The sequence below is a fragment of the Pararhodobacter sp. SW119 genome, assembly GCF_017811755.1.
In the GTDB taxonomy this organism is placed as follows: Bacteria; Pseudomonadota; Alphaproteobacteria; order Rhodobacterales; family Rhodobacteraceae; genus Pararhodobacter.
The window spans coordinates 1-18,622 of sequence record NZ_JADDJF010000036.1 but is presented as its reverse complement, the minus strand read 5'-3'; the positions used below and the strand labels follow the sequence as shown (position 1 = coordinate 18,622).

At 69.2% G+C, this 18,622-nt stretch carries 14 protein-coding genes; 10 read left to right on the top strand and 4 right to left on the bottom strand.

The window, feature by feature from the left end; all coding sequences use genetic code 11:
* The first annotated feature begins 125 nt into the window (after positions 1 to 125).
* The 3 genes from rpoH to purN all read left to right on the top strand — a co-directional run bounded on the left by rpoH (position 126) and on the right by purN (position 2,767).
* Positions 126 to 1,022, top strand: a complete 897-nt coding sequence (rpoH, locus tag IM708_RS15865; RefSeq protein ID WP_209427560.1) for an RNA polymerase sigma factor RpoH — start codon at positions 126 to 128, stop codon at positions 1,020 to 1,022.
* Positions 1,023 to 1,118: 96 nt separating this feature from the next.
* Positions 1,119 to 2,174, top strand: a complete 1,056-nt coding sequence (gene purM / locus IM708_RS15860; RefSeq protein ID WP_209427577.1) for a phosphoribosylformylglycinamidine cyclo-ligase — start codon at positions 1,119 to 1,121, stop codon at positions 2,172 to 2,174.
* Positions 2,171 to 2,767 (top strand): phosphoribosylglycinamide formyltransferase, encoded by a 597-nt coding sequence (gene purN / locus IM708_RS15855; protein ID WP_209427559.1) that lies wholly within the window; start codon positions 2,171 to 2,173, stop codon positions 2,765 to 2,767. The genes purM and purN overlap by 4 nt, the downstream gene beginning before the upstream one ends.
* A gap of 103 nt (positions 2,768 to 2,870) precedes the next feature.
* On the opposite strand, the gene IM708_RS15850 is transcribed toward purN, so the two are convergent.
* Positions 2,871 to 4,304 carry a ferric reductase-like transmembrane domain-containing protein gene (locus IM708_RS15850; protein ID WP_245243243.1) on the bottom strand — a complete coding sequence of 478 codons (1,434 nt, stop codon included), beginning with the start codon at positions 4,302 to 4,304 and terminating at the stop codon, positions 2,871 to 2,873.
* A 168-nt stretch (positions 4,305 to 4,472) separates the two neighbouring features.
* Between IM708_RS15850 and IM708_RS15845 the strand changes: the two genes are divergently transcribed.
* Complete coding sequence (locus IM708_RS15845; RefSeq protein WP_209427557.1) at positions 4,473 to 5,558, top strand: polyheme membrane-associated cytochrome C; 1,086 nt, start codon at positions 4,473 to 4,475, stop codon at positions 5,556 to 5,558.
* 167 nt (positions 5,559 to 5,725) lie between these two features.
* Here the strand turns inward: IM708_RS15845 and IM708_RS15840 are convergent, their stop codons facing one another.
* The 3 genes from IM708_RS15840 to ubiG form a co-directional block, all read right to left on the bottom strand.
* Positions 5,726 to 7,351, bottom strand: coding sequence for an amidohydrolase (locus tag IM708_RS15840; protein ID WP_209427556.1), 1,626 nt, complete (start codon positions 7,349 to 7,351; stop codon positions 5,726 to 5,728).
* 83 nt (positions 7,352 to 7,434) lie between these two features.
* Positions 7,435 to 8,460 (bottom strand): aldehyde reductase, encoded by a 1,026-nt coding sequence (locus IM708_RS15835; protein WP_209427555.1) that lies wholly within the window; start codon positions 8,458 to 8,460, stop codon positions 7,435 to 7,437.
* A 101-nt stretch (positions 8,461 to 8,561) separates the two neighbouring features.
* Positions 8,562 to 9,317 carry a bifunctional 2-polyprenyl-6-hydroxyphenol methylase/3-demethylubiquinol 3-O-methyltransferase UbiG gene (gene ubiG / locus IM708_RS15830; protein WP_209427554.1) on the bottom strand — a complete coding sequence of 252 codons (756 nt, stop codon included), beginning with the start codon at positions 9,315 to 9,317 and terminating at the stop codon, positions 8,562 to 8,564.
* Between the two features lie 73 nt (positions 9,318 to 9,390).
* On the opposite strand from ubiG, the gene pip reads away from it, so the two are divergent.
* The 6 genes from pip to IM708_RS15800 all read left to right on the top strand — a co-directional run bounded on the left by pip (position 9,391) and on the right by IM708_RS15800 (position 18,579).
* Positions 9,391 to 10,380: a prolyl aminopeptidase gene (pip, locus tag IM708_RS15825; RefSeq protein ID WP_209427553.1), complete on the top strand. Its 990-nt coding sequence runs from the start codon at positions 9,391 to 9,393 to the stop codon at positions 10,378 to 10,380.
* Between the two features lie 133 nt (positions 10,381 to 10,513).
* Positions 10,514 to 11,116: a ribosome maturation factor RimP gene (gene rimP / locus IM708_RS15820; protein ID WP_209427552.1), complete on the top strand. Its 603-nt coding sequence runs from the start codon at positions 10,514 to 10,516 to the stop codon at positions 11,114 to 11,116.
* A gap of 5 nt (positions 11,117 to 11,121) precedes the next feature.
* A complete protein-coding gene (gene nusA, locus IM708_RS15815; protein WP_209427551.1) occupies positions 11,122 to 12,825 on the top strand; it encodes a transcription termination factor NusA in 1,704 nt (567 codons plus the stop codon).
* Positions 12,826 to 12,848: 23 nt separating this feature from the next.
* Entirely contained in the window at positions 12,849 to 13,481 is a 633-nt protein-coding gene (locus tag IM708_RS15810) for an RNA-binding protein (RefSeq protein ID WP_209427550.1), read from the top strand.
* Complete coding sequence (gene infB, locus IM708_RS15805) at positions 13,478 to 15,973, top strand: translation initiation factor IF-2 (protein WP_209427549.1); 2,496 nt, start codon at positions 13,478 to 13,480, stop codon at positions 15,971 to 15,973. Before IM708_RS15810 ends, infB begins: the two co-directional genes overlap by 4 nt.
* A 245-nt stretch (positions 15,974 to 16,218) precedes the next feature.
* Positions 16,219 to 18,579 (top strand): mechanosensitive ion channel domain-containing protein, encoded by a 2,361-nt coding sequence (locus IM708_RS15800; RefSeq protein WP_209427548.1) that lies wholly within the window; start codon positions 16,219 to 16,221, stop codon positions 18,577 to 18,579.
* Positions 18,580 to 18,622: the final 43 nt, after the last annotated feature.

Sequence of the window (18,622 nt, the reverse complement as noted above, 5' to 3'; positions counted from 1 at the left end):
CCGCGGCGATGGAACGACGCCGCCGGCGCGTTCATTATCCATGAAAGGGCCCTGCGCGTTGCCTTTGAAGGACGCTCTGGCTATATCGGCCGGCCCGGCGCTGCGCCCGACGGAAAGGGAACGTGATGAGTGACTATGCCAATCTTCCGGCCCCCTCGCCCGAACAGGGGCTGAACCGCTACCTGCAGGAAATCCGGCGCTTTCCCATGCTGGAGCCCGAGGAGGAGTACATGCTGGCCAAGCGCTGGGTGGACCACCAGGACACCGACGCCGCGCACCAGTTGGTCACCAGCCACCTGCGCCTGGCCGCCAAGATCGCCATGGGCTACCGCGGCTACGGTCTGCCGCAGGCCGAGGTGATCTCGGAGGCCAATGTCGGCCTGATGCAGGCGGTCAAGCGCTTCGATCCCGAAAAGGGGTTCCGTCTGGCGACCTACGCGATGTGGTGGATCCGCGCCTCGATCCAGGAATACATCCTGCGGTCCTGGTCGATGGTCAAGCTGGGCACGACATCGGCGCAGAAGAAGCTTTTCTTCAACCTGCGCAAGGCCAAGGCCCGGATCGGCGCGATCGAGGAGGGCGACCTGCGCCCCGAGAACGTGAAGCAACTGGCCACCGACCTGTCGGTCACCGAGGACGAGGTCGTGTCGATGAACCGCCGGCTCGCCGGGTCGGACGCCTCGCTCAACATCACCATCGGCGGCGAGGAGGGTTCGGGCAGTTGGCAGGACTGGCTGGAGGACGAGCACGCCGACCAGGCCAAGGATTACGCCGAGCGCGACGAGTTCCAGACCCGCCACGGCCTGCTGATGGAGGCGATGGATGTCCTCAACGAGCGCGAGCGCGACATCCTGACCGAGCGCAAGCTGGCCGAGCCGCCGGTGACGCTGGAGGAGTTGAGCGAGAAATACGGCGTCAGCCGCGAGCGCATTCGCCAGATCGAGGTGCGCGCCTTCGAGAAGCTGCAGACCCGGATGCGGGTGCTGGCGAAGGAAAAGGGGTTGTCGGTTCCCGCCGGCTGATCCGCGCGGCGCGGGCGTTGGCTGGCAACCGGGCGGTTGCCGGGGCCGCGGGCTTGGGCTATGGCCTCGCCTGAAATCGGCAAGGAGGCCGGGGCGATGAGCCAGCGCGGGGATGAAGGCAAGGGCGGGATCAGCTATGCCGCGGCCGGGGTCGATATCGACGCCGGCAATGCACTGGTCGAGCGGATCAAGCCCGCGGCCAAGCGCACCGCGCGGCCGGGCACGATGGCCGGGCTGGGCGGGTTTGGAGCACTCTTCGATCTGAAGGCGGCGGGCTATTCCGACCCGGTGCTGGTCGCCGCGACCGACGGGGTCGGCACCAAGCTGCGCATCGCCATCGACACCGGCAATCTGGACACGATCGGCGTCGACCTGGTGGCGATGTGCGTCAACGACCTGGTCTGCCAGGGGGCGGAGCCGCTGTTTTTCCTGGACTATTTCGCCACCGGCAAGCTGGAGGTGGACGCCGCCGCGCGCATCATCGAGGGCATCGCCGAGGGCTGCGCGGCCTCGGGCTGCGCGCTGATCGGCGGCGAGACGGCCGAGATGCCGGGCATGTACGCCGCGGGCGATTTCGACCTGGCGGGCTTTGCCGTGGGCGCGATGGAACGCCGGCGCGATCTGCCCCGCGACGTGGCCGCGGGCGACGTGCTGCTGGGGCTGGCGTCCAGCGGGGTACATTCGAACGGCTATTCGCTGGTGCGCGCGGTGGTCGACCGGGCGGGCCTGCGCTGGGACGACCCCTGCCCCTTTGGCGACGGCACGCTGGGCGCGGCCTTCCTGGCGCCGACGCGGCTATACGTGAAGCCCGCGCTGGCCGCGATCCGCGCCGGCGGCGTGCGGGGGCTGGCGCATATCACCGGCGGCGGGCTGACCGAGAACCTGCCGCGCATCCTGCCCGAGGGGCTGGGTGCCGAGGTCGACCTGGGCGCCTGGCCGCTGCCCGTCGCCTTCGGCTGGCTGCGCGCGCAGGGCGGGCTGATGACCGACGAGATGCTGAAGACCTTCAACTGCGGGATCGGCATGGTGCTGGTGGCGGCGCCGGACCGGGCCGAGGCGCTGGCCGGTCTGCTGCGCGACGCCGGCGAGACGGTCCACGATATCGGCCGCGTCGCACCGGGAACGGGCGTGCGCTACACGGGCGATCTGTGAGCAAACGCGTCGCCATCTTCATCTCGGGCGGCGGGTCGAACATGCTGGCGCTGGTGCGCAGCATGACCGGCGATCACCCCGCGCGGCCCTGCCTGGTGCTGTCGAACGACCCCGAAGCCGGCGGTCTGGCGCGCGCAGCGGAACTGGGCATCCCGACCGTGGCCGTCGACCACCGCCCCTTCGGCGGCGACCGTGCGGCCTTCGAGGCCGCGCTCGCCCCGCATCTGGCGGCGGCGCGGCCCGACATCATCGCGCTGGCGGGGTTCATGCGGGTGCTGACCGCGGGTTTTGTAAAACGGTTCGAGGGGCGAATGCTGAACATCCACCCCTCGCTTCTGCCGAAATATCCGCGCCTGCACACCCACGCCCGCGCGCTGGCGGCGGGCGATACCGAGGCCGGCTGCAGCGTACATGTCGTGACGCCGGAACTGGACGACGGGCCGATCCTGGGCCAGGCGCGGGTGCCGATCCTGCCCGGCGACACGCCCGAGACCCTCGCCGCGCGCGTCCTGAAGCAGGAGCATATCCTCTATCCCGCGGTCCTGCGCCGCTTCGCCGCCGGCGACCGCCGCCCGGTCCTGCTGCCCGGCTGAGCGGCCGCGCGCGAAAGTTTCATTGCGGTTAACGCCGGCGGATTCCTGTCGTTTTTCAAACGTTTGCCGGAGTGCGCAAATTTGCGCACCGGCCGCGCCGGGCTCAGGTCAGCGCGAAAAGCCCGGCCACTAAGGCCAGCCCGGCGCCGATGCCGGCAAAGGCCAAGCTGCGCCGCCGGTCCTGGCGCGAGGCCGCGCCGCCGGCGTAGTCGAAGCGTTCGTAGATGACGTTCGACATCGGCAGGCCCACGTCCAGCAGCGCGTCCGACACCGCCGTCACCATTCCGCCGGGGCCGCACATCAACGCCACCGTCCGCGCCGGATCGAGTCCCTCCAGCAGCCGCCGCAGCCGGTCGTGATCCAGCCGCCCGACCTCGCCCGTCCAGTCCGCGCCGTCCTCCTCGCTCAGCAGCATCACCTTCAGGTCAAGCTGCGCCTCGGCGGCGGCGATCTCGGGCAGGCAGGCGAAGTTCTCGGGTTGCCCGGCGGCATAGGCAAGCCGCACCGGCCGTCGCTCGCCGCGCGCGACCATGTCGCGCACGAGCCCTATGATCGGCGCGATCCCCACCCCGCCGGCGATCAGCAGGACCGCGTCGCAGGGATGATCCTCCAGCGCGAATTCGCCATAGGGGCCGTCGATGCCGATGGGCGTGCCGGGGGGCAGTGCGCCGATCCGGTCGGTGAAGTCGCCGGCTTCCTTGATGATCAGGCTCAACCCCGGCCGGCGCGGCGAATCGGCGATGGAAAACGGGTGATCGAACAGCGGGAAGCGCCGCTCGCCCTCGGTCATCCAGACGAACTGGCCGGCGTGGTAGGGCAGTTGCGGTGTCTTCGCCTGCGGCTGGATGTCCAGCTCCCACATCCGGTCCGCCAGCTTTTCGACCGATTTCAGCCGCCAGGGGCGCGCGTGCAGCCGCCACCAGCGCCAGCCGTAGAGCGTGCCAACCACCGCCAGCAGCGCCGCGCCGACCGCCCACCAGAGCGCCGGCACCGGCCCCAGCGCGCTGAACCGCCCCGTCGTCAGCGCATGGTGCAGCCCGGCCGCGGCGGCGGTGACGCCAAAGACGATGTGACTGGCGCGCCAAACCTCGTAGCGGACCGGCAGCCGTTCGCGCAGCGCCGACGTCAGGACCAGAAGCGCCAGCGCCGCCAGCGCGACGACGCCGCTGCGGTAATGCGGCAGCGTCAGGTACGCGGTCAGCCGCGCCTGGCCGCGCGCGGGATCGTCCAGCCAGGTGGGCAGCACGTAGAGGAGCGGGTGCAGGATCAGCGCCAGCAGCACCCACCAGGCGGCGATCTTGTGAAACGCCATGATCTTGTCGATGCCCAGCCGGCCCGAGGCAGCCTCGAACCGGCCGGAGGTCACGAACTGCACCGCGATCGCCGCCAACCCCAGCAGCCCCAGCGCCGCACCCGCCCGTTCCCAGCCCGCCAGTGGGGCGACGCGCGGCATAAGGGCCAGCACCAGCGGCAGCGCGCAGAAGGCGACGTAGATCACGGCCAGCGCTGGACCGGGCAGGCGCGGGGTTGCGGGCATGGGGGGCTTCTTGGGGGATTCCGGCATCGGGACTTCTTGCTGTTGCGTTGGGCACAGGCTTGGCGGCATTCTGACCCGGCGCCATGATCAGGATCAAGGTTTCAGGTGTCCAGATCGCGCAGCATGCGGGTCTGCGGCTTGGATGCAACCGAGGGAGGCAGAAGGTCCATGTTCCGAACGAAGCTCCGCCTGGCCCTGGCACTCGCCCTGGGTCTGATGCCGGCGCCGGCGGCGCTGGCCGAGGAACTGACCGGCCTGACCGAACTGGTCGAGCGCTGGCTGGCCTCGCCGCATGGCGACTACGGATCGCTGTCCTTCACCTACTGGAACGAGGAAGGCGAGGTGCCGGTCGCCTGCGCGCATTGCCATTCCGAGCCGTCCTTCGTGGCCTGGCTGGGCGCCGATGGCAGCGCGCCGGGGGTGGTGGAGCATCCGGGCGCGATCAACTCGCCCATCGGCTGCGCCTCGTGCCACACTTCGGCGGCGCATGCGCTGGACGCGGTCAGCTTCCCCTCGGGCGTGGAGGTTGCGGGTCTGGGCGCGAACGCGGTCTGCTCGGTCTGCCACCAGGGGCGGCAATCGACCGATCAGGTGCTGCAGGCGGTCGAGGGGATCGACCCCGACGCGGTATCCGGGGACCTGTCGTTCCTGAACATCCATTACGGCGTGGCCGCGGCGGTGATGCACGGGTCCGACGTGCGCGGCGGGTTCCAGTATCCGGGGCGCGACTATGCCGGGCGGTTCCGGCATGTGCCGGGCGCCGATACCTGCGTGGCCTGCCACGACCCGCATTCGACGCAGGTCGAGGTCGACGGCTGCCTGAGCTGTCATCGCGGGGTCGAGGACATTCGCGCGATCCGCACGCGACATACTGACTTCGACGGCGACGGCGACATTGCGGGCGGTATCCATGCCGAGGTCATGGGGCTGCAGGGCCAGCTTTACGACGCGATCCGCGTCTATGCTGCCGAGGTGGCGGGCGCGCCCATCGTCTATTTCCCTGGCCGTTTCCCCTATTACTTCAACGATCCCGCGGGCGCGGGCGAGATTGCGGCCGAGGATGCGATCTTTCCCAACCGCTACCAGAACTGGACGCCGCGCCTGCTGCAGGCGGCCTACAACTATCAGGTCGCGAAGAAGGACCCGGGCGGGTATGTCCACAACCCGGCCTACCTGCTGCAACTGCTGCATGACAGCCTGGAGAGCCTGTCGGAACAGGTCGAGATCGACATGGGGCGGCTGCGCCGGCCCTGAGGCGGGCGCGGATTTCGGCAGTTTTGCCGGGGTGTGCAAGTTGCACACCTTACCCAAGTCGTTGATATGATGTGAAAAGGCGAAAAATCCTAACCTTTTGGAAAGGATTTTTTGAGTGCCGGAAGAGGCCGCGCTGAGGGCTTGCCCGATCCGGCGCCGCCGCCCCGTCAGATGTCGAAATGCCGGCCGCCCATGACGGTGCCGGCGACGGGCACCTCGTGCAGGTGGGCGGGGTCGGCCTGCAGGGGGTCGGCGTCGAGGACGCAGAAATCCGCGCGCTTGCCGGTGGCGATGGAGCCGACCTCGTGGTCGAGCTTGAGCACATGCGCAGCACCCATGGTGATGCAGCGCAGCGCGGTCGCGACCGGGATCTGCTGGCTGTCGCCCAGAACCCGCCCGCCCTCGGTCCGACGGTTGACGGCGCACCAGGCGGTGAAGAGGGGCGACATAGGCGTCACCGGCGCGTCGGAATGGATGGCGAAATCGCCGGCATAGACCTCGGCCGCGTCGCGGCAGGCGTCCATCCGCGCGGCGCGGTCGGGGCCGAGGGTGCGGCCCCAGTGCGTGTCGCCGAAGTAGTATAGGTGGTTGGCGAAGACATTGACGCAAAGGCCCAGCTTGCGCATGCGCAGGAACTGCGCGCGGTCGGCAAGCTGGACATGTTCCAGCACGTGCCGGTGGTCGGCGTCGGCGGTTTTCAGATGCGCCTCGGCAAAGGCCTCGATGGCGAGTTCCGAGGCGGCGTCGCCGTTGGTATGGACATGCACCTTGACGCCGGCGGCGTGCAGGGTGGCGACGGCGTGGCGGAAATCCGCGACCTCCATGTTCCACAGGCCGTGGTCGGTGCCAGTATAGTAGCCGGGCGCGTTCAGTTGCGCCGTCCAGCCCTGGATCGCGCCGTCGGTGAAGAGTTTCGCGCCGCCCAGCCGCAGCCGGTCGGTGGATAGCGCGCGCAGGTCGCGGGCGCGCTCGGCCTCGCGGCCCGGCGCGTCGCGCATGGCGTTCATCATCGGCACGTAGCGGACGGGAAAGTCATCCTCGGCGGTGACGCGGCGCAGCATCGCCACCTCGTCGGTGTCGAGGTCCGAGAGCAGATCGGCGACGGTGGTGACGCCGCAATTGCGCGCCACCGCGCCATAGGCCCGCAGGCCGGACGCGTCGCCCAGCGTGGCGAAGGTCAGCCCGACATGGTCCATCACCGGACCCATCGCGGCGAATTCCTGCAACTCGCCCGAGGGTTTGCCATCGGCGCCGCGCATGACGCCGGGAATGTTCGACCCCTTGTCCATGCCGACAGCGGCGAGGGCGGCGGTGTTGGTGTTCATCAGGTGGAAGTTGGAATGCAGCACCACGACGGGCCGGTCGTCCGCCACCCTGTCCAGCACCTGCCGGTCGAGCGCGCCCGAAAGCCGCGCCGGATCGAAGCCCCAGCCGATCACCGGCACGCCGGCAGGCAGGTCCTTTGCCGCTTCGCGCAGGCGGGCGACCAGCGCCTCGACCTCGGTCACGCCGGGCCAGGGGCGGCCCTGCGGGTCGGTGCGGGTGTAGTGACCGCAATAGATGTAGCGCCAGACGCCGCCGGCGCTGACATGGGCATGCGCCTCGATCAGGCCGGGCATCAGGACCTTGTCGGCGTAGCGGTCGTCCACCGGCGCGCCGCCCCAGAGGTCCGCAACCTCGTCCCCGCCGACGGCGAGGATGCGGCCTTCGCGCACCATCACATGCGTGGCGTCGGGGCGGTTGGGGTCCATCGTGATGATCTTCTGCGCGCGGTAGACGATAGTGTCGGCCATGTGGGTCCTCCCCTTTTCGGGACGGACTATCGTCGCCCGCCGGGGCGGGTTCAAGCCGCATCGGCGGCGGCGCGCCGCCGGACTTAGACCAGCTTCCGGCGGATCAGGTCCTCGGCGGTGGCGCGCAGGGCGTCGGCGGCGGGGATGAACTGCATGTCCATCTCGCGCGCGGCGCGCGCGGCCGAAAGCTGCGGCACCCAGCCAAGGGCAGGCAGGATCGTGCGCGCCTCGCGGTCCCAGAGCGCCAGGAGCCGCATGACGAGATTGGGGGCGGTGCGCGTGGCGATCCGCCGGTCGGGGTGGGCGGCCTTCAGGACTTGCGCCATCTCGGGAAAACTCATCGTCCCGGCGCTGGCGATGAAGCGGTGGCCTGCAGTCTCGGGGCGTTGGAGCGCGCGCAGGTGCATCTCGGCCACGTCGCGGACATCGACGACCGGGATGGCGAAGTTCGGCTGCATCGGGTCCTTGCCGGACAGCAATCGCCGCACGAGCGAGACCGAACTGCCGTAGCGGTCGTCCATCAGCGGGCCGAAGACGAGCCCCGGGTTGACCGTGGTGAGTGCGATGCCGGGCGCTTCGTCTCTGGCGAAATCCCAGGCTGCCCGTTCCGCCAGCATCTTGGAGCGGTCGTAGGCGCTGGCGCGGGGATGGTCGGGGTCGGTCCAGTCGCTGTCGTCGTAGGTGGCGCGCCCATCGGGCAGATCGCGGTGCATGATCGCGGCGATCGAGGAGGTCAGGATCACCCGCCCGACGCCCGCGGCGCGCGCCGCGCGCAGGGCGCGGAGCGTGCCATCGACGGCCGGGCGGATCAGTTCGTCCTCATGCTCGGGCTCGGTGATCGGGAAGGGCGAGGCGGTGTGCAGCAGCGCGTCGACCCCGGCAAGGGCGCGGTCCCAGTTGGCGTCGCTTGTCATGTCCAGTTCGACGAAGTCGAGCCCCTGATCCAAGACATCGGGGGCAAGATGCGGGGCCAGGGCCGCGCGCACCTCCTCGATCCGCTTGGGATTGCGCACGGTGGCCCGCACACGCCAACCAGCGGCAAGCAACCGCTGCGCGATATGCTTGGCGATGAAACCCGAGGCGCCGGTGAGCAGGACAAGGCCGGTCATGTCGTTTCCCCTTCAGATGGTCGTGGGACTGGCTACGACGACACCGTTGAACGGCAAGCGTCGCACCGAATGGACGAACCGGCAACCGAAAAGCCGTGCGCTCAGGTCGCCGGGGATGGGGCGCGCCGGATGCTCGCGGTGACGTAGTTGACCGAGAGATCGCGGGCCGAGAGCGACCAGGACCAGCCGAGCGGGTTGAAGACCATGCCCTTGCGGTCCACGGGGTCCAGCCCGGCCTGGCGCAGGAGGTCGTAAAGCTCGTCCGGGGTGATGAACTTCGACCATTCGTGCGTGCCCTTCGGCAGCCAGCGCATGACGTGTTCGGCGCCGATGATCGCCATCACGTAGCTTTTGGCGTTGCGGTTGAGGGTCGAGGTGATCATCAGCCCGCCGGGTTTCAGCAGGTCCCGGCAGGCGGTCAGGTAGGCCAGCGGGTCGGCGACATGCTCGACCACCTCCATGTTCAGCACCACGTCGAACTGCTCGCCGGCGGCGGCCATGTCCTCGGCCGTGGTGTGGCGGTAGTCGATGGCCAGGCCCGACTGTTCGGCATGGAGTTGCGCGACGGGAATGTTGCGCGCGGCGGCGTCGGCGCCCACGACCTCGGCGCCCAGCCGTGCCATCGGCTCGGCCAGAAGCCCGCCGCCGCAGCCGATGTCCAGCAGGCGCAGGCCGGCGAAGGGGCGGTCGGCGGTCAGGTCGCGGTCGAACTCGGCGGCGATCTGGCCGGTGATGTAGTCCAGCCGGCACGGGTTGAGCATGTGCAGAGGCTTGAACTTGCCCTCGGGGTCCCACCATTCGGCGGCCATGGCCTCGAACTTGGCGATCTCGGCGGGGTCGATGGTGCTGGTGCTCATGGGTGGCCTCCGGTCGGCGATTCGCGTCTTGCCCCCGTGGTGCGGGGGCCTGGACCGGTATATAGTCCGCCTCATGGACAAGTCCCCAGAACAAAAGAGCGCGGCCGCGTTCCTCTACCCGCCGAGCGAGCCCTACGCGCGGCGCATGCTGGACGTGGGCGACGGGCACGAGGTCTATGTCGAGGAATGCGGGCGCGCGGACGGCGTTCCGGTCGTGATTCTGCACGGCGGCCCCGGCGGCGGCACCAGCCCGATGATGCGGCGCTTCTTCGACCCCAAGCACTACCGCGTGGTGCTGTTCGATCAGCGCGGCTGCGGCCGGTCGCGCCCGCATGCCTGCGTCGACGCCAATACCACCCAGCATCTGGTCGCCGATATCGAGCAAATCCGCCGCGCGCTGGAGATCGACCGCTGGATCGTTTTCGGTGGCAGCTGGGGCGCGACGCTGGCGCTGGCTTACGCGCAGACGCACCCGTCGCGGGCCGCGTATCTGGTGCTGCGCGGCGTCTTCCTGGGCACGGTGGCCGAGTTGACCTGGTTCTACGGCGGCGGCGCGGGCCGCTTTCACCCCGAGCTTTGGGCGCGCTTCACCGATCCGATCCCCGAGGACGAGCGCGACAACCTGATCGAAGCCTATCACGCGCGCCTCTTTTCCGGGGTCTTCGCCACCGAGACGCGCTATGCGCGGCTCTGGGCGGAATGGGAAAACGCGCTGGCCACCGTCGAGACGCGCCAGGTCGGCGAGACGCCGGTCGACTACGCCCGCGCCTTCGCCCGGCTGGAGAACCATTATTTCCGCAACCGCTGCTTTCTGGACTACGACGGCCAGCTTCTGGCCGAGACGGGGCGCATGAACGGCGTCGCGGGGACGATCGTGCAGGGGCGGCTGGACATGATCTGCCCCCCCGGCACCGCCTGGGCGCTGCACCGGGCCTGGCCGGAAAGCGAGTTGCGCATGGTGCCGATGGCCGGGCATGCCCTGTCCGAGCCCGGGATCACCGCCGAACTGGTGCGGACCATGGACGGGCTGCGGCGCCGGCAAGGGCATCTCGATCTCGATTGAAAAGCACTTGCGTTCGCGCTTCGGCGGGCCTATATGCCTCCCAACAGCGGCGCAGACCGGGTCCAAACCGGCAGGCTCCACCGGACAGATGCACGGGCCGCTTGGCCCGTTTTTTTATTTCTGGAGGTTCGCGATGGGCGAATCCGACACCGTCACCGACCTTGTGGCCCATACCGCGCTGGACCGCCGGCTGGCGGGCATCGTCGCCCCCGCGGTCGAGGCGATGGGGTTCGAGCTGGTGCGCCTGCGGCTGATGGCGGGCAAGACCCGCATCCTGCAGATCATGGCCGACCGCCCCGACGGCGGGATCGAGGTCGACGAATGCGCCGAGATCTCGACCGTCGTGTCGGCGGTGCTGGATGTCGAGGACCCGATCGAGGACGCCTATGTGCTGGAAGTGTCGAGCCCCGGCATCGACCGGCCGCTGACGCGGCTGAAGGACTTCGAGGCGTGGGAGGGCTACGAGGCCAAGCTCGAGACGACCGAGCTGATCGACGGGCGTCGGCGCTTCAAGGGCCTGCTGGCCGGCACCGAGGGCGACGAGGTCCTGATCGAGATCGACCAGGACGGCGAGCCCGTCACCATCGGCCTGAAGTTCGACTGGCTGTCGGATGCCAAGCTCGTGCTGACCGACGAGCTGATCGCCGAGACCCTGCGCACCCGCAAGGCCGCGGGCACCATCAACGACGCCGATTTTGACGAGATCGAAACCGACACCGCTTCCGAGGAGGAGTGAGACACATGGCCATCACCAGTGCCAACCAGCTTGAGCTGCTGCAGACCGCCGAGGCCGTCGCGCGCGAAAAGATGATCGACCCCGAGCTGGTCGTGCAGGCGATGGAGGAAAGCCTCGCCCGGGCGGCGAAGTCGCGCTACGGCGCCGACATGGACATCCGCGTGGCGATCGACCGCAAGACCGGCCGCGCGAACTTCACCCGCGTGCGCAGCGTCGTCGCCGACGAGGAGCTGGAAAACTACCACGCCGAACTGACCGCCGATCAGGCCCGCCCCTATTTCGTGGCCGCCAAGCCCGGGCGCGACGAGTTCTGGCTGCGCGACGGCCGGCGGATCGACCCCGCCGAGGCCGGCGCGCCGCAGGTCGGCGACGAGTATCACGAGGCCGTCCCGCCGGTGGATCTGGGCCGCATCGCCGCGCAGTCGGCCAAGCAGGTGATCCTGCAGAAGGTCCGCGAGGCCGAGCGTGACCGCCAGTACGACGAGTTCAAGGACCGCGCCGGCACGATCATCAACGGCGTCGTGCGCCGCGAGGAATACGGCAACATCATCGTCGATATCGGCCGCGGCGAGGGCATCCTGCGCCGCAACGAGAAGATCGGCCGCGAAAGCTACCGCCCGAACGACCGCATCCGCTGCTTCATCAAGGACGTCCGGCGCGAGGCGCGCGGCCCGCAGGTCTTCCTGTCGCGCACCGACCCGCAGTTCATGGCGGAACTCTTCAAGATGGAAGTGCCCGAGATCTACGACGGCATCATCGAGATCAAGGCGGTGGCGCGCGATCCGGGCAGCCGCGCCAAGATCGGCGTGATCAGCTACGACAGCTCGATCGACCCGGTCGGCGCCTGCGTCGGCATGCGCGGCAGCCGCGTCCAGGCCGTGGTCAACGAGCTGCAGGGCGAGAAGATCGACATCATCCCGTGGAACGAGGACCAGGCGACGTTCCTGGTGAACGCGCTGCAGCCCGCCGAGGTCTCCAAGGTCGTCATCGACGAGGATGCCGGCAGGATCGAGGTCGTGGTCCCCGACGAACAGCTGAGCCTCGCCATCGGGCGGCGCGGGCAGAACGTGCGCCTGGCCAGCCAGCTGACCGGCCTCGACATCGACATCCTGACCGAGACCGAGGAATCGGCCCGCCGGCAGGCCGAGTTCACCCAGCGCACGCAGATGTTCATGGACGAACTCGACGTCGACGAGATGATGGCGCAGCTTCTGGTCGCCGAAGGCTTCGCCGACATGGAGGAAGTCGCCTATGTCGAGCTGGACGAGCTCTTGTCGATCGACGGTTTCGACGAGGATACCGCGCAGGAGTTGCAGGCGCGCGCCCGCGACAAGCTGGAAGCGATCAACATCGCCGCGCTGGAGAACGCCCGCGCGATGGGCGTCGAGGAAAGCCTGATCGAGTTCGAGGGCCTGACGCCGCAAATGCTCGAGGCGCTGGCCAAGGACGACGTCAAGTCGCTGGAAGACTTCGCCACCTGCGCCGACTGGGAACTGGCCGGCGGCTGGACGACCGCCAACGGCCAGCGCGTCAAGGACGATGGCGTGCTGGAACCGCTGGGCGTCAGCCTGGAGGAAGCGCAGCACATGATCATGACCGCGCGCGTGATGCTCGGCTGGGTCGACCCGGCCGAGCTGGAACCGGCGGCAACCGAGGATGACGGCGAGGGCGTGGAAGACGAGCTCGCCCAGGAGGCGGAGCGCGCCTGAGCGGCGCCGGGAGCGCGCAGGCCATGACGCGCGGCGGACGAACGAAGGACCGCGACGACCCCGAGCGGCGCTGTATCGTCTCGGGCGACCGCGGCTCGACCGGCGGGCTGATCCGCTTCGTGGTCGGCCCCGACAGGACGGTGGTGCCGGATCTGGCGGGCAAGCTGCCCGGTCGCGGCATCTGGGTAACGGCGGATCGCGCCGCGCTCGAGACGGCGGTGAAGAAGCGCCTGTTCGCCCGCGCCGCGCGCGCACCGGTGACCGCGCCGCCGGATCTGGCCGACCAGGTCGAGGCCGCGCTGGTGCGCCGTCTGGTCGAGACCATCGCGCTGGCGCGCAAGGCCGGCGCGGCGGTCGCGGGCTACGAGAAGGCGCGCGAATGGCTGGTGCGCGGCGACGCGGCGGCGCTGTTGCAGGCCGCCGACGGATCGACGCGGGGGCGCACGAAGCTGCGCCCGCCGGCAGGGTCTGAAAGCCACGTTACCTGCCTTTCCGGGCGGGAATTGGGCATGGCCTTCGGGCGCGAGAATGTGATACACGCCGCGCTGGCTGCTGGCGGTCTATGCGGGCGTGTAGTAGAGGAAGCGGCAAGGCTCGCACGTCTGCGCGGGCAGATCGGCGATCAGGACGCCGGAGAGGATAGACAGGACGCATGAGCGATACCGACGACAAGAAACCCCTCGGCCTGAAGGGCGCCCGCCCCGGCCAGGTGAAGCAGAGCTTCAGCCACGGCCGCACGAAGTCTGTGGTGGTTGAAACCAAGCGGCGGCGCGTGGTCGTGCCGAAACCCGGCGCGGCACCGGCCGCGACCGGCTCCAGCGCCTCCCCGTCATCGGCGGGGACATCGAAGAAGGATGGCCCGAGCCGCCGTCCCGCCGGAATCTCGGATGCCGAGATGGAGCGCCGGCTCGCCGCCGTGCGCGCCGGCCGGGCCCGCGAAGCCGAAGAGGCCGTGAGCCGCGCCGAGGAAGAGCGTCAGCGCGAGGAAGACCGCGAACGCCGCCGCGCCGAGGCCGAGACCCGCGAGCGCGAGGAACGCGAGCGCGAGGCCGCGCTGAAAGCCAAGGCCGACGACGACGCCCGCCGCGCCGCCGAAGCCGCGGCGCCCCCGGCGGAACCCGCCGCCGCCGCCGCGCCACGCCCGGCCGAAAAGCCGGCCGAGCGCGCCGCGCCGCGATCGACCCCGGTGCGCAAGTCCGAACGCGAGCGCGAGGACCGCGATTCGCGCGGCAAGGCGCGCGAGGATGGCGGCCGGCGCGCCGGCAAGCTGACCCTGTCGGCGGCGCTGGACGGCGAAGGCGGCCGGCAGCGCAGCCTGGCGGCGATGAAGCGCAAGCAGGAAAAGGCCCGCGCCAAGGCGCTGGGCCAGGGCATTCGCGCCGAGAAACAGGTGCGCGAAGTGCAGCTGCCCGACACGATCGTCGTGCAGGAACTGGCCAACCGCATGGCCGAGCGGTCCGCCGATGTCGTCAAGATGCTGATGAAGATGGGCATGATGGTCGCCCAGAACCAGCCGATCGACGCCGACACCGCCGAGCTTGTGATCGAGGAATTCGGCCACAAGGCGGTGCGCGTGTCGGACGCCGATGTCGAACAGGTGATCGACGCGGTCAACGACAGCCCCGAGGATCTGCAGCCGCGCTCGCCGATCATCACGATCATGGGCCATGTCGACCACGGCAAGACCTCGCTTCTGGACAAGATCCGGCAGGCGAACGTGGTGGCCGGTGAAGCCGGCGGCATCACCCAGCACATCGGCGCCTATCAGGTGACGACGGAATCGGGCGCGGTGCTGACCTTCCTCGACACGCCGGGGCACGCCGCCTTCACCAGCATGCGCGCCCGTGGCGCGCAGGTCACCGACATCGTCGTGCTGGTCGTCGCCGCGGACGATTCGGTCATGCCGCAGACGATCGAGGCGATCAACCACGCCAAGGCCGCGGGCGTCCCGATGATCGTGGCGATCAACAAGTGCGACAAGCCCGACGCCGATCCCAACCGCGTGCGCACCGAATTGCTGCAGCACGAGGTGGTGGTCGAGGCGATGTCCGGCGAGGTGCAGGATGTCGAGGTCTCGGCGATCACCGGCAAGGGGCTGGATCAGCTTCTGGAGGCGATCGCGCTGCAGGCCGAGATCCTGGAGTTGAAGGCCAACCCCGAACGCGCCGCGATGGGCGCGGTGATCGAGGCCAAGCTGGATGTCGGCCGGGGTCCGGTGGCGACCGTGCTGGTCCAGCACGGCACGCTGCGCAAGGGCGACATCTTCGTCGTCGGCGAGCAGTGGGGCAAGGTGCGCGCCCTGATCGACGACCATGGCGAGCGTGTCGACGAAGCCGGCCCCTCAGTCCCGGTCGAGGTGCTGGGCCTGAACGGCACGCCCGAGGCCGGCGACGTGCTGAACGTCGTCGAGACCGAGGGTCAGGCGCGCGAGATCGCCGACTATCGCCACGAGGCGGCGAAGGACAAGCGCGCCGCGGCCGGCGCCGCGACGACGCTGGAACAGCTGATGGCGCGGGCCAAGGCCGACAAGGACGTGGCCGAACTGCCGGTCCTGATCAAGGCCGACGTGCAGGGCTCAGCCGAGGCAATCGTCCAGGCGCTGGAAAAGGTCGGCAACGAAGAGGTGCGCGTGCGCGTGCTGCACTACGGCGTCGGCGCGATCACCGATTCGGACGTGGGCCTGGCCGAAGCCTCGGGCGCGCCGATCATCGGCTTCAACGTCCGCGCCAACGCCACCGCTCGCACCGCCGCCCAGCAAAAGGGCGTCGAGATCCGCTACTATTCGATCATCTACGACCTGATCGACGACATCAAGGCGGCGGCCTCGGGGCTCCTCAAGGACGAGGTGCGCGAGCGCTTCATCGGCTACGCGTCGATCAAGGAGGTCTTCAAGGTCTCTGGTGTCGGCAAGGTCGCGGGGTGCCTGGTCACCGAAGGGATCGCGCGGCGTTCGGCCGGCGTGCGGCTTCTGCGCGACAACGTGGTGGTCCACGAAGGCACGCTGAAGACCCTCAAGCGCTTCAAGGACGAGGTGAAGGAAGTCATCTCGGGCCAGGAATGCGGCATGGCCTTCGAGAACTACGAGGACATCCGTCCCGGCGACGTGATCGAGATCTTCGAGCGCGAGACGGTCGAGCGTACGCTCTGACCGGTGCGGAAACGGCTTCGAAAGGGCGGCTTCGGCCGCCCTTTTCTGTTGCATCGTAGCCCGGGCTCGCGCGGCCGAAGCGGTTGCAGGACGCCGCCGCCGTGGCGGGCAGCGACCGGTCGGACCGTCAGCAAACCACTGGAAACCCGCGGCGCTTGCCATACAAATAGTGCGGGGGCGGCGGAATTGCCCCTTTCGGCCAAAGCGGTTAGGTACGGGCAGCCTTGAAGATTGGGAGCGGATTGTTGACGTTTTTGCGGATTTTCACCCTCTGGCTGCTGCTCGCGCTGCCCGCCGCGGCGCAATCGATCTTCCCCGCCGATCCAGCCGCAACCCCAGCCGATACCGACGCCGCCGCGCAGCTTGTCGAGATCCTGCGCGATCCCGAGGCGCGCGAGGCGCTGATCCGCCAGCTGGAAGCCGCCGCCGCGACCGACGCCGCCCCGTCCGAGGCCGCCGCGGAAACCGCGCCCGCCGCCGACACGCAGATGTCGCTCGCCCGGGAGATCGCCGAGCAGACCCGGTCCATCGCCGAGCAGGCGACGGCGTTCCTGGGCGAACTGGGCGGCGCGACGGGCACGGTCCTCTCGGCGTTCACCGGCGCCACGCCGATCAACTGGTCCGAGATCAGCCAGACCGCCGTGTCGCTGCTGCTGGTAGGGGCGGTGACGCTGTCGCTGTTCTTCGTCCTGCGCGCGGTCGGTTCGCGCATCTATGCGAAAATGGCGCGCGGCGCCGGCAACGGGCGCTGGATCCTTACCAGCCTGCTGATCGCCGGCTCCAGCGTGATCGACGCGCTGATCATCGTGCTGGCCTGGGGCGGCGGCTATGCCTTTGCGCTGTGGTATGGCGATGCCGGCTCGATGGATTTCCGCCAGAGCCTGTTCCTGAACGCCTTTCTGCTGGTGGAACTGGTCAAGGTGGCGCTGCGCGGTGTCTTCGCGCCGAATTTCAACCGCCTGCGCTTTGCACCCATGTCCGACGAGACCGCGGCCTACTGGTATTTCTGGTCGGCGCGCCTTGTCGGACTTCTGGGCTACGGCATCCTGCTTGTGGTGCCGATCATCAATGCCGCGATTTCGTTTGCCGTCGGCCAGGGCGTCACACTGCTGATCGTGCTGACCGCGCTGCTGATCGCCACCCTGATCGTGCTGCAGAACCGCGACCCGGTCGCGCGCGCGCTGCGGGCGCGCAACGAACGCGACCCCGACGATCTCATCGGCCGGATCGAGGCGGTGTTCGCCGGCTTCTGGCACTGGCTGGCGATCGCCTATCTCTTCGCGCTGTTCTTCATCTGGATGGCCCGCCCCGAGGACGCGCTGCCCTTCGTGCTGATGGCCACGCTGCAATCGGCCATCGCCATCGTTCTGGGCTTTCTGGTCATGGCGATCATCAGCCGCGCGATCACCGGCGGCATGCGTCTGCCCGCGGACGTGCGCCAGACCCTGCCCCTGCTGGAGGATCGCCTGAACGCGTTTGTCCCGACGATCCTGAAGGTGCTGCGGCTGCTGGTCTTCCTCGGCGTGCTACTGGCCGTGGCGCAGGCCTGGCAGATCATGGACTTCTTCGGCTGGGCGGCGACCGGGGTCGGCCGCGAAGTCACCGGCCGGCTCGTCTCGGCGGCGCTGGTCCTGCTTCTGGCGCTGGGGGCCTGGCTGGGGATGACCTCGTTCATCGAATACCGGCTCAACCCCGATGTGGGGCGCGTGCCGACGGCGCGCGAACGCACGCTGCTGGCGCTCTTCCGCAACGCCCTGACCATCGCGCTGATCATCATGGCGGCGATGCTGGCCCTGTCGCAACTGGGCGTGAACATCGCGCCACTGCTGGCCGGCGCCGGTGTGCTGGGCCTCGCCATCGGCTTCGGCGCGCAGAAGCTGGTGCAGGACATCATCACCGGCGCCTTCATCCAGGTCGAGAACGCGATGAACGAGGGCGACGTGGTGACCGCCGGCGGCACCACCGGCGTGGTCGAGAAGCTGACCATCCGCTCGGTCGGGCTGCGCGATCTGGATGGCACCTACCACCTGATCCCGTTCAGCTCGGTCGACATGGTGTCGAACTTCATGAAGGGCTTCAGCTATCACGTCGCCAATGTCGGCGTCGCCTACCGCGAGAACATCAGCGAGGTGAAGGAGCTGATGAAAAAGGCCTTCGACATCCTCAAGGAAACCGATCACGGCGCCAACATCATCGGCGATTTCGAGATCCACGGCGTTTCCGAACTGGGCGATTCCGCCGTGGTGGTGCGCGGCCGGATCAAGACGCTGCCGGGCACCCAGTGGAGCGTCGGGCGCGCCTATAACGAGGTCATCAAGGAAGTGCTGGACGAAGCCGGGGTCGAGATCCCCTTCCCGCACATGACGCTCTACATGGGTCAGGAAAAGGACGGCAGCGCCCCGCCGCTGAACCTGCGCCGCGCCCCGCCGATGCGCGACCTGCCGGCCGAGCCCGCCGCGCCGCGGTTGGAGGATGCGCCGAGATCCCTGCGCGCCGATGCCGCCGAAGCGACCGACGCCGCCCGCGCGCGCACCGAGCATCAGGACGAGGAAGACGCCGCCACCCGGCGCGACCTGCCCAGCCAGGACGAGGCCGACAATCGCTAGCGCGCGTCAGGTCCGTCGCCCGCGCCAGAAGTTTCATTGCGGT